This is a genomic window from Paenibacillus sp. FSL R5-0912, from assembly GCF_000758605.1.
Lineage (GTDB): Bacteria > Bacillota > Bacilli > Paenibacillales > Paenibacillaceae > Paenibacillus_AQ.
This window is the reverse complement of the sequence record NZ_CP009282.1, coordinates 2,793,065-2,808,397: the sequence shown is the minus strand read 5'-3', so window position 1 is coordinate 2,808,397 and position 15,333 is coordinate 2,793,065. Positions and strand designations below refer to the sequence as shown.

The following is a 15,333-nucleotide window of genomic DNA, read 5'->3' as shown; positions in this document are numbered from 1 at the left end:
GAAAGGATTGCGGCCATACCCTTTGCTGTTATCTTACGCAAATTTGCAGAAATCGTTTCATTTTTAACTAAAATTTGACCGGATCATCAATCCCGCTAACCTTTATTCCGTAACCTTAACATCGTCGATCCGGGCAGTGCTGGAATGCATCCGAATCCCAATTTTCCCTCCGGCCGGCTGCGCCGCCGTATCGGTCCACTGGATCAGCTGGGTACCGCCGGCAAAAGCCGTAACCGTAATGCCGCTGACCGTCACCTTCAGCTCCGTCCACTGTCCGGGCGTAACAGCAACATCGGCACTGCTTACCATCGTGAGTGTTCCGGCTGTTTTTTTGAACAACTCCGCTTTGTCGCCTGAATCATTCAGTCTGAACATGTAATAATTCGACGCATCCGCATACCGGAACAGCAATCCAGCGTTGCCGAAGGCATTCAGCAGCTTAATTTTGGCCGAGTACGTGTAGTTCCTCCAGGAGGCATCGCCTGTATAGGCTAGCGCTTCCCCTGATGACGATGTCTGCGTCAAAGCTTTCGTACCGTCATCCTCTACGCTCCATGCCCCGCCTGAAGTCGTCCAGCCGCTGTAATTGTTATCCTCGAAATCATCCTGAAGCAGGGTAACCGGCGGTGTGATTGTACCCTGGAACTCGAATACACCGATATCCGGCACGCCGTTATACAATGTGTTTCCGAAGTAATCGAGACCCCCGTTGCCTGCAACCACCGCCCCGGCATTGATCAGCGGAGAGGTCTGCGCCAGCTTATAACCGTCTGCCGAAGCGAGTCCTGTGGCCGTGCCTGGACTGACGAAGCCGGGATTGCCGGTGATTTTGTTAGGATCGCTGGGAACACCCGAATTCAGCCCGTAGAAGCTGTTGTGATCATACGTCATTCTTGGACTGTTCGTGTATTGACCGCTGGCAGCATTATAAAAGATATTATTCGTGTAATAGGCCATTCCTGTATTGCTCGCATGGGTCAGCGCCTTGTTCTGCGTTCCCGAACGGTAGATGATATTGTTGTAGACGTACAGATTGCCGCCGCCGTTCACCAGATGGAACACCCCGTTCGCATCCTTATCATTCTGGCTGATATTGTAGCGGAAGATATTATTATTCGTGTTGTTCATGACCAGCAGTGTGCCGCCCTCGTTGTTATAGCTATAGTTATACTGGTAGATACTATCGTGCACCTCAATGTCGAAGTCCCACGGCTGGCCGTCTCCGCCCAGCATCCGGGTATCGGAGGCCTCGTTGTACTGGAAAATAGCACCTTTGGTATAATAAGCCCACTGTGCCGCAACGACAGTGATATCCTCAAGGTAATTGACAATGGATGTATTGACCTCGCAGGCTTCTCCAATGGATTTCGTGTTGTTGTATTCGATCAGCGGCGAGGCGCTGGCTCTGACCAGGATGCCGTCCCGGTGGATCTTCTCCACCACATTGCCCCGGATCACCACACCCCGGAAGGCATCGAACTTATGAGTCCATGCACTATTGAAAAAAGCATCCGTCATCGTCTGTATCCCTGTATCCGCCACGTTGATAACTGTGTTATTCTCGATCAGAATATCATCCCAGGTGCTCTCGGTTGCGGTATTGGTTCCCCGGGCATGTACATTAATTCCGCCCGTTCTGCGGTCCGTACCAAAGATATCGTGGATGTCGAGATTGCGGATATAAATATGCCGGAAGTTCCCCGCCCCTGCTCCTTCGCCCACAACCAGCACACCGTTTCTCCGCATATCCGTGGGCTGCTGTCCGCTTGTAATCTCCAGATTATTGATCTCCCAGTAGGAGACATTGCGTAATCTGACCCCGAAGCCTTCACCGCCCACGGCGGTGTTGCCGAAATGTATCAGCGGCTTGGCTCCGCTGCCGTAGCGGTCTACTATGATCGGGTTCCCCTCAGAGCCTGAGCCCTGCAGATCAAGATACTGATCAGTCCACACGCCGCCTGCCTTCAAAAGAATCCGGTCACCCGGGCTGAAGGTAGTGCTGTTCACTTTGCCCAGCGTCTTCCAGGCTGCCGTTTCACTGGTACCGGAGCTATTGTCGCTGCCCAGGGCAGAATCGACGTAATACGTCGTCCCTGCGGCCTCTGCAACTGGACCTGACAAGCCGGATAGGAGACTGAACAGTAAAAATACGATCATGCCCAGCAGGGTGAGCCTGCCCGGCCTGCTTTGCCTTGAACTAGGTTTCACTTGGTTACTTGACATGTTAATCACTCTCCCGCAATTAGTTATAACGCAGCCAAAGCTTCACCAAGCCAGGCCCCCTGCTGAACCAGCCCGCGCTGAAGTGCGGTGATATCTACCTTCCGGCTCTGGCTGTCCGTTCCGGCAGCCATCGCTGCCGCCATTCCCGCCGCCTGCCCCATCGCGAAGCAGTTGGGCATCACACGCAGCGAGCCTTGCACTACGCGGTCCGAGGAGGCTGCGCGTCCTGCCACCCACACATTATCTAGACCAACCGGCAGCATGCATCGGTAGGGAACGCCGTGGGATTCGCCGGGCGGCAGATGGTGAATATGCATGGCTCCGCTGCTGCGCGCCATATGGATATCGATGAAATAGCTATTGCGGGCAATATCATCCGGGAAGGACACCATATTCATGAAATCATCCTGTGTGAGAACATAATCGCCCACAATCCGCCGCGTCTCGCGGATGCCGATCTGCTCACCGGTGGACACGAGGTGGGCATGTTCAAAGCCGGGCACGTACGCCCGGAAGAATTCCAGCTGTCGGAGGACCAGCTTACGGCCTTCCACAGCCCCCCGGGTCAAATCCTCCGCTCTGGAGCCGTCGATGCCGAAGACATGGCCGAAGTTGACGCCGACCAGGTAATCGGCAACCCAGGACAGGCCAGAGACCGAATCCCGGCCCTGCGGCAGCTTCCCGTCCGCTTGGGCCTGCTGCACCGCCCGATGAATCTGATCGGTATCGCCGCTTTCATTCAAATATTTCAGGAAGCGCTTTCGGTCCACATTAGCCAGCAGATAACACATCGTCGCCGCCTGAAGCTCACCCGCTTCCCCGCCTTTATGGAACGGCGCTCCTGCCAGGGCAGCCAGATCAGCATCGCCTGTCGCATCGATCACTGTCTTCGCCTTGATGAGGCTCCGGCCGGATTTATTGACGATAACTACACCCTGGACCTTGCGTCCGGTCTCGTCCATCACAGTCTGACTGGCAATGGTATGCAGCAGCACCCCGGCTCCGCTCTCTGCCACAGCATCGTCGTATACGCGCTTAAGCACCTCCGGATCGATAGGCACCCAGTCCAGCTCGGCGCCGAAGCGTTCGCGGAATTCCGGCTCACATTCCGCTTTCATCTGTTCCAGCAGCTCAAGACCGATGCCGCGGACAACAGCCTTCTCCCCGTCACTGTAAGGACAGAAGGCCGGCACCAGGGCAACGGTGCCCATGCCGCCCAGGAAACCGCGCTGCTCAATCAGCAGCGTCCGTGCTCCGCTTCTGGCGGCGGAAATCGCAGCCGCCACGCCCGCAGGCCCGCCGCCTGCAACCAGCACATCCACTTCTTGCGAAACGGTGATTACTTCCGCAGGTAATCTAAACGTAGTTTCACTCATTACAATTCCTCCTTAATACAAGCCTATATAGATTGAAGTTGAATTGATTCCAATGGGGATGTTGTTCATTCCCTAGCCTAGTCTGCTCGTTCCTCACCCGTACCCTCTTCTACCGGCCCGGCTTTGTATTCACTGGGATTTCTCCCGCTGTATTTCTTGAACACTTTGGAGAAATACGCCCGGTCGGAGAAGCCCAGCGTGTAGGCTACATTCTCCACCGTCTCATGCGGGCGCGCCAGCATTGTGATCGCCATATTCATTTTGTACTGATTGACGTAATCGGTGAAATTGATGCCGGACAGCTTCTTGAAATAGCGGGAGAAGTAGCTGGCATTCAAATGCAGATGCTCCGCCATATCGGTCGAGGTCACCATCTGGTCCACATGCTCCTCCAGGAAACGGTCCACCTCCTGCAGCCGGATATCCTTCTCCTGCGCCGCCACGGGTGCCAGCGTATGCTGTCTCCACAGATTCCGCAGCTCCCGCTTGGTCAGGCGGGCCGCCTCCTGGATATGAACCGTCTGCTCCAGCTGGGTGAAGAAGTCCTCCTCGGCAAGTCCTCCGGCTTCAAAGGCCATCTGGCGAACGAAATTGCCGCAGGCTTCCTTCACCAGCCGGGGCAGCAGCCTATCTGCTGTTGCCTGCTGTGTCCATTGATTGACAGCCAGATCAATCCAGGCGGCATGCCCCTCCTCCAGCGCCAGCGACAGCATCCCGCGTTCCTTATCTCCGCGCCATTCGGCCGTCTGCCCGAAATCCGCCTGTTCTTCAAGGGCGGCAATAGGCGTAACCGCATGATAGAAGTTGTAATCGCGGCTGTCCATAAGCGTCTTATACAGCGAGTCGAAGTTCCGCAGCGGCACGGAAGCCCCGGAATAGAACCCCCGCAGGGTAATCTTGAGGTACTGCTCTACCTTGTCCAGCACGGATTGCATAAAATCAGTCAGCCCCGTCCCCGGGCTGCCGGGGTCAGCTACATTCCAGACCAGATAAATGTCAGCGTCCCTGCTCATAATCGGTGTAATGGAAGCTTCTCCGGCGGACAGCTCCAGCGCTATATTGTTCACGGCAAAATGAATCAGCGGAATATCCTTGTACCGGTAACGCTCGGTTACAGAGGCGGCATCCATATGGATAAACCCGTGGCGCAAATAAGGATGCTTCCAGGAGATCCCCAGGCGCTGTCCGAATTCCAGCGTATTCTCCTGGTCTGCCGCACCGGACAGCAGCTGCTTGAGGAAGCTCTGCTTCAGCACTTCCTTATTGCGCTCGATCGCCTGGCGGAAGGAATAACGCTCCAGCAGCTCTTCGCGGCTCTTGAAACGGCTCATCGCTTTGCTGAGGCTGCTCTTCAGCTGCTCAGGCGATAATTCATCCTTAATGAGATAATCATCCGCCTCCAGCTGGATGGCCCGCTTCGAGTAATGGAAATCCTCATAGCAGGTCAGGAAGATCAGGCGCACCTCCGGCTTCGTAATACGGAAGGCGTCCGCCAGCTCCAGCCCGTCCATACCCGGCAGGCCGATGTCGATAATGACGACATCCGGCAAAGCCGCATGGAACTGTTCCAGCGCATCCTCACTGCTGAAGGCCGAAGCCACCAGCTGCAGCTCCAGTCCCAGTGACCCGAGCAGATATTCTACATATTCCAGCATCGGGACATCATCATCAATCAGCATCAGGGTCATCAAGGGGAACCGCCTCCTTCTCACTGGTTATGGGGATATATAGGGTAAAAGTCATGCCATCATCATCTGTTCTTGCCTGCGCGCTCAGCCGCGCGCGGTATCCGTACAGCACCTGCAGCCGGCGTGCCGTGTTCACGAGTCCGACCCCTTTTTCCGGCCACAGGGCCGTGTCTTCATTTCCTTGCAGCCGCCGGTTCAGACGCTGGAGCTTATCCTCCGCCATCCCCCGGCCGTTATCGCTGATGCTGATCTTAAGCATATCGTCTTCAAACGCTGCCTCGAGCAGGATCGCCGGCTTCGCCGGACGTGCAGAGAAGCCGTGGCTGATGGCATTCTCGACAATGGGCTGCAGCAGCAGTCTTGGCAGCATAACCTCGCCCACCTTCTCATCCAGCACGCATTCAAAAGCGATATCCAGCCGGTTACGGATCTGCATCACCTGCACATAGCTGCCCAGCACCTTGCACTCCTCCGCCAGCTCCAGCGGCTTATCTACATGAACATATACGCGCAGCAGCTTCATCAGCGCATCGATCATCGCACCATGGGGCTGGTCCCCGGAGAGCAGCAGATCCACCTTGATGGAATTGAGCGTATTCAGCAGAAAATGGGGCCGGATCTGCGCTGCCAAGGCCTGAAGCTCCAGCAGCCGTTTCTCCTCCTGTTCACTCTCGACCTGCTGCAGCAGCTGATTCATATCATCCAGCATCTGGTTGAAGGCTGATGACAGCACCGCAACTTCATCCTTGCCCCGGACCGGAATCCGCACAGCGCGGTTGCCGCCGACATACTGCTTGACACTTGCCCGCAACAGACTGATCGGCTTATTGATATACCCGGCCCACAGCATGGACAGGATCAGAAACGCCAGGAAGAACAAACCAACGATCGAAATTGAAACCAGAAACTCGCGGTTGATATGGCTGTCGATAGAGCTGCGCGGCGTCTTGCTGGTGAGCAGCCAGCCCACTTTTGGAATACGGACCTCACTGACCAGCATCTGACTCTCCTTCGGGGTATCCGCTCCGCCCGTGACCGCGATACTTCTGCCAAGACCATCGGCCAGGGAGAGAATATTCGCGCTATTGCCCGTATCCAGCAGGGTATGAAAATAATGGCTTGGAATACCCACGTACAGCGTCGCCAGCTTCTCCTGATTCAGCGGATCGGTAATGAAGCGTACAGCGTAGTAATAGTCCGGTGCCGATGGGTCACCGCCGTAGGGGAACCATTGCAGTGAGATCTTCTCCTGCTCATTCAGCTTGCTGCTCTCCTGCAGAAGCTGCTCCGGCAGGCCCGAAAAGACGGGAATATTCTGGTTGCCGATCAGAATCCGGTTCTCCCGGTTAACCAGCATAATCTGCAGATCGGCATCCAGCGACTGAACGGACAATATATTGGCCGTGGTCTTGAGTTTATTGTAGTGGGTATACACTCCGTAGTTCCCGAAGTTCCCGGTGTTTTTTAAATAGCGCAGACTCTCCAGCACGGCCGGATCATAAGCCTCAGAGAAATAGACCGAGACAAACGAGATGCTGTCTACGGTTTTTTCAATTTGACTCCCGATAACCTTCAGCGTCTCCTCGCCTGAACGCGAGATTTTATCACTCACATTCTCTCTCACGGAGGTGTACGACCAGAAGGTAACGACAATAAAAGGCAGCAGGATCAGGATCAGGAACGTGAACTGCAGTCTGCGATGGAAAGAAAAACGGCTTAACCATTTCATAATGTATCCACCTTGTACTGTAATGTAAATTCAACGTCCCTATTATAATCCATAATCGCTGCCGCCTTTAGCTTCATTCATTATTTCTGGTTGGCCTGAACTACCTTCTCCACTTCGGCTGTCATTTCAGTCTTGACCTCATCGAAACTGCGGTTATCCAGCATAAAGCTGGCGAAGCCATTCTCCACAATCGCTTTCAGCTCACTCCCGTAAGGGACGCTGAAGGTATCCGGCATTTGAATATTCGGATCAAACAGGGTCTTGGACAGCGATGCGGTATCGATTAAATCTGTATTTTCTCCAAAGAAGCCGTTGATTAATTCCGTTCCGTCTACACCCTTGAAGGCTGGAATTTCTTTCGTGAATGTATAGGATTCCTTGGACATCCAGCGGATGAAATCATATGCAGCTTCCTTGTTCTCCGACTTCGCGCCCATCGCGAGCCCGCCGCCGGAAATATTCGTCATGCCCAGCTCTTCCGTATCCACGGAGCGCGGCAACGGAGCGTACATCGTCTGGAACTCATGCGGGAATTTCTCCAGATTCAGCGCCGCCCGGACAGCATAGCTTGGTACAGCGAGCATACTGGCATTTCCGGCAAAAAACTGCTGCAGCACATGATAGTTCGAAGCAAGCACATCGGCATACGGTTCAACGCTCTTATCTTCCTTCTCCATAGTGCGGCGGAGATTGAAGAAGTACTCGAAGGACGGATCATCGAAAATCGGCTTCAGATCTGCGCTCAGCTGAGGATGCGGCTTCTCGGTGTAAGCGATAATGTTCGGATATTCTCCCCAAGTGTGGAAGTACGTTCCGAAATGCTCGGGTGTCGTCAGCTTCTTGGCATACTCACGGAAATCATCCCAGGTCCAGCCCATCTCAGGCAGGGACAGCCCGGCTGCTTCTAGGTGATCCTTGTTAAAGACCGTCAGCCACTGGGTGGAGCTCGGCAGAATGCCGTATACCTTGTCATCCAGCTTCAGCAGCTTGGAATATTCATCCTCCGGTGTAATGCTCTCCTGCTCAAAGAAGGAGTTAAGCGGTTCCACAACACCGCGTGAAGCACGCTCCAGCAGTTCATCCTCATTCCCGGTCATGAATACATCGACCACTTCTCCGCCGGCTACGAGAATATCCAGCTTCTTCATGAAATCAGTACTGTCGCTATTCTGCACCAGTGATTCATATTCAACTTCCACTTTATCCTGGGATTCGTTATACGCCTGAACGGCCTGGTAGATCGGTTCTTCCGGTTTATCGGCCTTGAACGTGTAGAATTTGATCTTCGCCTTGCCTGCGGGCTGGTCTGTACTGCTGCTTCCGGCAGCCGGATCAGCCGAAGCCGGCGCATCGGTGGCGGCCGAATTACTGCTGTTGCCGTTCCCGCCGCATGCGGTAACGGAGAGCATAAGAATCATACTTGCTAATACTAAAGATAGTTTTTTCAAAGCAATTCCCCCTTGATTTGTTGTCTGCAGGCTCATTATACAATCTAAGGCCCGCGCACACCGTGTACAGCTTTGCGGTGTGCGCGTACACTTTTTTGACCTTCCGGTCCGGGCAGCTTTATCTACCCGGATACATTACTTTAACCCTTGACTCCGCCGATGGCAATGCCGTCAATGACTTGCTTTTGCAGCGCCAGGAACAAGATAAGCAGCGGCAGAATTGCAGCTACGGAAGCCATCATCATGACGGAGATTTGTGTACCGAACTCTTCCTTGAAGAATTGCATCCCCAGCGGTATAGTATACAGCTTGGTCGAATTCAGCATAATCAGCGGTCCCTGGTAATCATTCCACGTCCAGATGAACTTGATAATCCCTACCGTAGCCAAGATCGGCCGGCTTAGCGGAAGGACAACTCTCCAGAAGATCCGGAAGAATCCGGCACCGTCGAGCTCGGCAGCTTCCAGCATATCATTATGAATACCGATCATGAACTGGCGCAGCAGGAAGGTGAAGTAACTGGAGAACATCCCCATCAGGATGAGCGCTGCATGCGAATCGTAGAGTCCCAGCTCCTTGATCATAATATAGCGTGGAACGAGTGTCGCCTGCTCCGGGATCATCATGAAGGCCAGCATCAGGGTGAAGATCAGAGTTCTGCCCTTGAAATCAAGCTTGCTGAGCGCATAACCGGCCATGGCTGAAATCACAATTGTGGCAATCGTAGAGATTAGGGCAATTTTAAGCGAATTCATATAAAATAGTCCAAACGCAACGTCGCCCATCCATACTGCCTTAAAGTTAGCGATCAGATTCCAGTCCGTCGGAATCCATTGAATCGGGAAGGTCCATACCTCCTTCTCTGTCTTGGAGGCGGCGGACAGCATCCAGACCAGCGGCATCAGAAAAAATACCGAGAGCAGGGCGAACAGGGCGGTAAAGATCAGATTGCCGGGTTTTAATTTTCTGTTTGTCATTGCCTTTAGTTCCTTTCGCCGTAGACTAATAATGGACTTTGCGGTTCTGTGTCATCCAGGTAATCGACGTAACCAGCATGATGATGAGGAACAGCACCCAGGACATTGCCGAGGCGTAGCCCATTTTGAAGCGCTCGAACCCTTCCTCATAAATCTGGTACACGATGACCGTACTGGAATAGTTGGGACCGCCGTCCGTCAGGAACTTGATCATGTCGAAGATTTTGAAGGACGAAATCGTACTGGTGATCGCCAGGAAAAAAGTAGTCGGACCCAGCAGCGGCAGCGTAATCCGCCGGAACTGTCCGATCCCGCTCGCACCGTCAATCGTTGCGGCTTCATACAGTTCTTCCGGAATATTCGTCATGCCGGCCAGGAAGATGATGATTTGATAGCCCAGCAGCTGCCAGACGTAAATAATCATAATGGCGATCAGCGAGAAGCTGGTATCGACCAGCCAGCGAGGCGGCTCGGACCATCCGATCTGCATCAGAATCTGGTTGATCGGTCCTTTGGACGGGTGATAAAGCGCCTGCCAGACGGCGGCAATCGCGACGGTTGAACAAATGTAGGGCACGAAGAAGGCTACTTTGAAAAAGGTTTTGGCATACAGCTTCTTATGGATCAGCGCCGAGAGCACCACCCCCAGCAGCATCGTGACCGGCACCGTGCCGATCGTAAACAGCACGTTATTCTTCAGTGCCAGCAGGAAGCGGTTATCTCTAAACAGTTCGACGAAGTTGTCCAGCCCTACAAAGTGAATGGCGGACAAGCCTCCAACCAGATTCCACTCCGTCAAGCTGAGGAAAAGGCTGAACAGCAGCGGGAACACGGCGATGACCAGCATACCGATCACTTCGGGAGCGATAAAAAGCCATCCGGCCAGCTGCTCCCTTCTTTTGCGAGTCCAGTACGTTTTGGGCTCAGCCCCGGCTGTCTTACGGGTAACAGCAGATTCACTCATTGCATTCTCTCCCCTGCAGTTTCAGCTTGAATGTCCGGCAAATAGCCGCCTTCTTCGCGGAGCCGGGTGCGCAGTCGGGCGGTGTCGATGGCGTGGACATCGCCGCCGGTCTGAGCGGCAGCCAGTGCTGCAGCGAGTCCGGCTGCTTCACCCATCGCCAGGCAGACCGGCATCACCCGGACACTGCCGAGCACCCTGCGGTCGCAGGAGATGGAACGGCCGGCGACCAGTACATTGCGCAGTCCGCGCGGCGTAAGGCAACGGTATGGAATGCCGTGCGATTCGCCCGGACCGTAGAGCGTGATGGATTGGCTGGACCCGGCGCCGCTCTGCTGCTCCTTCTGTGTGCCGTGCACATCGATGAAGTAGCTGTTGCGGCAGATCTCATCTTCAAAGCTTCTGCGGGAAATGTAGTCTTCCGCCGTCAGGACATAATCGCCGGTAATCCGCCGGGACTCCCGCGTTCCGATCAGCGTGCCCGTGTTCATGACCACCGCATTGCCGAAGGCCGCGGGGTGGACAGCGGCGAGCATGTCCCTGTAGGCACCTGCCATCTTGCGTCCTTCTACCAGCGCCCCGGATACAGAGAAGGGATTCGTGTTATCGACTCCCCAGAGATGTCCGGCATTGAAGCCTACGGCACGCGGAGCTACCATATTGTTGCACAGATGCGTATCCGGAATGGCCGGGTATTCCCCTGACCGGACCACCTCATGGATCGGGCTGTGCGGGTTCTCCGCATGCAGCTTCGGCCCGTTCAGATACGCATAGTCATCCACGTTGCCGAGGATGAAGCAATGGGTGGCGGGCTGAAGCTCGCCGGTCTCTTCGTCCCCTTGCTGGTACTCGGCCCCCGCCCAGGCAGCGACATCGCCATCCCCTGTGCAATCGACATAGACGGCTGCGCGGAAGGCCTGCAGGCCGCCTTTGTTCAGGAGGAGGAGGGTGGTGATGTTGCCGCTATCGTCTCTCTCCACATCCGCGAGCGAGGTCAGGAACAGGATATGCGCCCCCGACTCTGTTACGAGATCGTCATAGACCACCTTGAGCTTCTCCGGCTCAATCGGCACCCAGTCCATCGCCTCCTCCCGGACATGCGGCATTTGCGACTTTAGGGTATTGAATACCTTGGCCGCGAGACCACGGTAGACCATCTTCTCTTTATCCGAGAATGGGCACCAGGCCGGCACCAGGCCGGAGGTTCCCATTCCGCCCAGGCTCCCGGTTGCTTCGACCAGCAGCGTCCGCGCCCCTTCTCTTGCCGCCGCAGCTGCGGCAGTGCAGCCCGCAGGTCCGCCTCCGACTACAATGACATCGTAGGAGGAATTGAGCGGGATCTGTTTACTTTTCAGCGTATACGTATCGTTCTCCATGTGGCCCTCACTTTCCCGGCGGCCGGCCCTCTTTCCGTGGAGCCGTCCGCCACTCTTCTATACACTAATTTTAGCAAGAGACATTTGCGAGTACGGTATAGCTTTCATACGCCTTGATGTGCATTATTTTGACTATAAAATGCGTAGGCGGGAGACTCATGGGGTTGGGGTTGGGGTTGGGGTTGGGGTTGGGGTTGGGGTTGGGGTTGGGGTTGGGGTTGGGGTTGGGGTTGGGGTTGGGGTTGGGGTTGGGGTTGGGGTTGGGGTTGGGGTTGGGGTTGGGGTTGGGGTTGGGGTTGGGGTTGGGGTTGGGGTTGGGGTTGGGGTTGGGGTTGGGGTTGGGGTTGGGGTTGGGGTTGGGGTTGGGGTTGGGGTTGGGGTTGGGGTTGGGGTTCGAAGTGGAGCCGGAGTTCGAGTTGGTGTAGGCCGTGGAGTAACATTGGCACTTTGTGTGTGGGTGTGGGTATGTGGAAGAATGGACGTATGTATGCTCTGCGTGCGTGCATAGTATTTGCGTTTACTAGCGGAACCTCAGTCCGGTTCAGCTAGTGATGAGGACTGAGAATCCGCTAAATGATGGAATCAGGCGAAATCGCCTGTCAAACGGACTCAGATTCCGTTAAGTGTCAGAATATCCCCCATCTTAAGCCCGAATGACCAAATTAACGGAATCTCAGTCCGCTTCAGCCTCATTATTAGGTTTTTTCGTGAAATAAGCGCTTCTCAGTCCGCGTCTCTTCATTAGAGCAATCGCTCCTGCATCACCAGTAACCAATTTTGGCAAGCCACTAACCAACCGGCTGTCTCCGGAATAATTAGTCTAACTCATTCGTCCATCTAATCCACTTCCGGCGGAATCAGGGGAGTTTAGCTACTCATTTACTCACCCAGCCCACTCCAAAGCGGAATCAAGGGATTTTTGCTCCTCATTTTTACTCACCCAGCCCACTCTCCAGCGAATACAAAAAGAAACCGCCCCTTAAGCGTCGGGGGCCAGCCCACCCGCTCTTTAAGGAACGATATCTTTGTGCGTTTATTATTGCGCTTATTATTGCGCCAATTATACGGGTCCATGGACCAGATTTGTCTCCAACTGGCAATACAATAGAAAAAGGATACAGCCGCGGAGGATCGATAGGGAGGATTGCGGCCGTGCCCTTTGCTGCTATCTTACGCAAATTTGCAGACATTGTTTCATTATTATTTCAAATTTGAGAGTATCGCCCCGAGTATGAGTCCGGTCTCCAGGGCCATATCCTCAAAATCAGCCGCAGGCAGCGGATTCTTGCCTATGCCCAGCTCTACCGTGAATCCCGGCTTGCGGAAGCGCTGGATGAACCAGTCCTTGTATCCGGCATCGCTGCCGGTCAGCTCGACGGCCCGGTAGCCGCTCACCGCCGCAAGCCCTGCTGCCCACCGCTTACTCTCCGGCGGCTCGTAGCCCCGGTAGTTCCAGTAAATCTCTGCACCCTGGCTGTGCAGGGATACGGCCGCATCGCCGGGAATCCGCTCGGCCAGAGCAGCCAGCGCCGCTGCCTCCGGCTCACAGAGCGGTGCATGCCCGCTGTAATCCCGCGGAGCCGGACCGGGAACCTGCCGCCGGTCGCGCTCCTCTTCCCAGTGGGCGGGGAACTGATCGCCAAGATCCACACCGCGGATGTTGGCCTTCCAGTGGCGGAAGCTTCGCCTGCCGCTGTTCCATTTCGTCAGCGCGGCATAATAAGGATGATCCGGCATCGCACCTTCCTGCACCAGCTCAACGCCATCGGGATTCGCCATCGGCACCGCCCATAGCGTCCAATCCCGGTGCCATTCCGCCGGCTGATGGCCATGCCACGCGCTGCCTGAAGCAAAGGCTGCTGCGTATTCTTCAATGAAGCGCATCAGCGAAGGCGCGGTCAGCCATTCATTGGCATGCAGCGCGCCATTCACATGCAGATGCCGTGAGCCGCTGCCGATCCGCAGCAGAATGATCGGCTTGCCGAGCACGCTGGTGCCGATGGCTTCTGTGCTGACAAAGGGATATTTGCCCGCCAGCCTGGCGGTATCCGCCTCCAGGTCAGCCGGCCCGTATTCACCGCGCAGATAGACTTCCTCACGGCGGACTGCAGCTGGTATTACAAGCACCTTGCCCGGCAGGCATATACGCCCCGAGCTTACTCCCGGATTCAGCATTTCCAGTTCGTCAATTCCCACACCGAACAGGGAAGCGATGCTGTATGCATCGTCCCCTTCCTGCACCGCATAACGCTTTCGCGGAGCAGAGGGCAGGAACAGCACCTGCCCCGGATATAAATAAGGCTGGCTTCCAGCCCATGGATTCCCTTGAATGACATGCTCCGGTGTCAGTCCGTGTCTTGCGGCTATACGGCTTACGGTATCTCCCCTGCGGGCAATATATTGCTGCATATGTCTCATCCTCCCGGCCCTCTTGAGCCGCCGTCCCCTCCAGCCTGTCCGGATATCTCCGCGAATACAGGCGGGACTCAGCCCTAGCCTAGTATATGAGCAGCAGCTCCATGTCATGAAAGATTTGAACATACAAAAAGCCGGGAATCCCGCTCCCGGCTTGTAACATCCGCCCCCGTGATGCCTGAGGGTTTGTCCCTATTCAATTCACCACTGAGAGCATCCCAGCCTACATCGAGGATACCTGCCATACTACAGGGGTACGGCTAATCTGCTCGCCAAGCCAGTCCCGGGCGATCCGCTGGAACATCTCAGCATCGCCGCTGCAGAAGAATTGGTGGATCGGGCTTTCATCTCCGCGCGCCAGCTGGCCTTTGTCATACAGAATAGTGCTGATCTCCCGCGCAGTCTCGTCTGCCGAGCTGATCAGCTTGACTCCCGGCCCCATCACTTTACCAATCGGCTCGACCAGGAACGGATAATGGGTACAGCCCAGAATCAGAGTATCAATCGGCTCGTATTTGATGCCGTTCAGTGACTCTGCTACGGCAAGGTGACTCTCCTCCGAGCGGAATAATCCCTGTTCTACAAAGGGAACAAGCGCCGGGCAGGCCTGGCTGACCACCTGGACGAACGGTGACAGCTGCTTCAGCGCCGCCGTGTACGCTCCGCTTTTGATCGTACCGATGGTGCCGATGACGCCGACCCGGCCATTCTTGGATGCGCTGATGGCTGCGCGGGCACCGGGGTGAATGACTCCGATCACAGGAATGGCTACCTTGGCGGAGATATAATCAAGAGCTGCCGCTGTTGCTGTATTGCAGGCAATAACGATCATTTTAGGATTAAATTGAATTAAGTAGTCCACGATTTGTTCAGTGAACAATTTCACTTCCTCAGTCGAACGGGGTCCGTACGGAGCTCTCGCCGTATCGCCGAAATAGATGATTTTCTCCCTCGGGAGCTGTCGCATCACTTCTTTGACAACGGTCAATCCTCCCACACCTGAGTCTAATATAGCTATTGCTTGCTGCACGAACACACCGCATCCTTTAACTTGTTTTGTGTAGCTTATGTAAGGCCGGAATAAAGTGTACCAGGATTTCAGCCCCAATTGCAGATAATACCCCATTTACCGGCTTAGTT

General features: G+C 55.0%; 10 protein-coding genes. All 10 read right to left on the bottom strand.

The features are described from left to right. Positions 1 to 102 precede the first annotated feature (102 nt). Positions 103 to 2,223, bottom strand: a complete 2,121-nt coding sequence (locus R50912_RS11685) for a 3-keto-alpha-glucoside-1,2-lyase-like domain-containing protein (protein WP_042234991.1) — start codon at positions 2,221 to 2,223, stop codon at positions 103 to 105. Between the two features lie 23 nt (positions 2,224 to 2,246). Further along, positions 2,247 to 3,599, bottom strand: a complete 1,353-nt coding sequence (locus R50912_RS11680; RefSeq protein WP_042234989.1) for an FAD-dependent oxidoreductase — start codon at positions 3,597 to 3,599, stop codon at positions 2,247 to 2,249. Positions 3,600 to 3,676: 77 nt separating this feature from the next. Further along, the gene (locus tag R50912_RS11675) at positions 3,677 to 5,287 is read right to left on the bottom strand and encodes a helix-turn-helix domain-containing protein (RefSeq protein WP_042234987.1); all 1,611 of its coding nucleotides are present in this window, start codon (positions 5,285 to 5,287) and stop codon (positions 3,677 to 3,679) included. Next, a complete protein-coding gene (locus R50912_RS11670; RefSeq protein WP_042234985.1) occupies positions 5,268 to 7,016 on the bottom strand; it encodes a sensor histidine kinase in 1,749 nt (582 codons plus the stop codon). Before R50912_RS11670 ends, R50912_RS11675 begins: the two co-directional genes overlap by 20 nt. 80 nt (positions 7,017 to 7,096) lie before the next feature. Continuing rightward, on the bottom strand, positions 7,097 to 8,464 hold the full coding sequence (locus tag R50912_RS11665; RefSeq protein ID WP_042234984.1) for an ABC transporter substrate-binding protein: 1,368 nt from the start codon (positions 8,462 to 8,464) through the stop codon (positions 7,097 to 7,099). Between the two features lie 140 nt (positions 8,465 to 8,604). Next, complete coding sequence (locus tag R50912_RS11660) at positions 8,605 to 9,441, bottom strand: carbohydrate ABC transporter permease (RefSeq protein WP_042234982.1); 837 nt, start codon at positions 9,439 to 9,441, stop codon at positions 8,605 to 8,607. Between the two features lie 25 nt (positions 9,442 to 9,466). Next, entirely contained in the window at positions 9,467 to 10,405 is a 939-nt protein-coding gene (locus R50912_RS11655) for a carbohydrate ABC transporter permease (protein WP_042234980.1), read from the bottom strand. Beyond that, positions 10,402 to 11,778, bottom strand: a complete 1,377-nt coding sequence (locus R50912_RS11650) for an FAD-dependent oxidoreductase (RefSeq protein ID WP_042234978.1) — start codon at positions 11,776 to 11,778, stop codon at positions 10,402 to 10,404. Before R50912_RS11650 ends, R50912_RS11655 begins: the two co-directional genes overlap by 4 nt. A 1,200-nt stretch (positions 11,779 to 12,978) precedes the next feature. Next, positions 12,979 to 14,187: a M14 family metallopeptidase gene (locus R50912_RS11640; protein WP_042234974.1), complete on the bottom strand. Its 1,209-nt coding sequence runs from the start codon at positions 14,185 to 14,187 to the stop codon at positions 12,979 to 12,981. 229 nt (positions 14,188 to 14,416) lie between these two features. After that, positions 14,417 to 15,223 (bottom strand): glutamate racemase, encoded by an 807-nt coding sequence (gene racE, locus R50912_RS11635; protein ID WP_042234972.1) that lies wholly within the window; start codon positions 15,221 to 15,223, stop codon positions 14,417 to 14,419. Between the last annotated feature and the right edge of the window lie 110 nt (positions 15,224 to 15,333).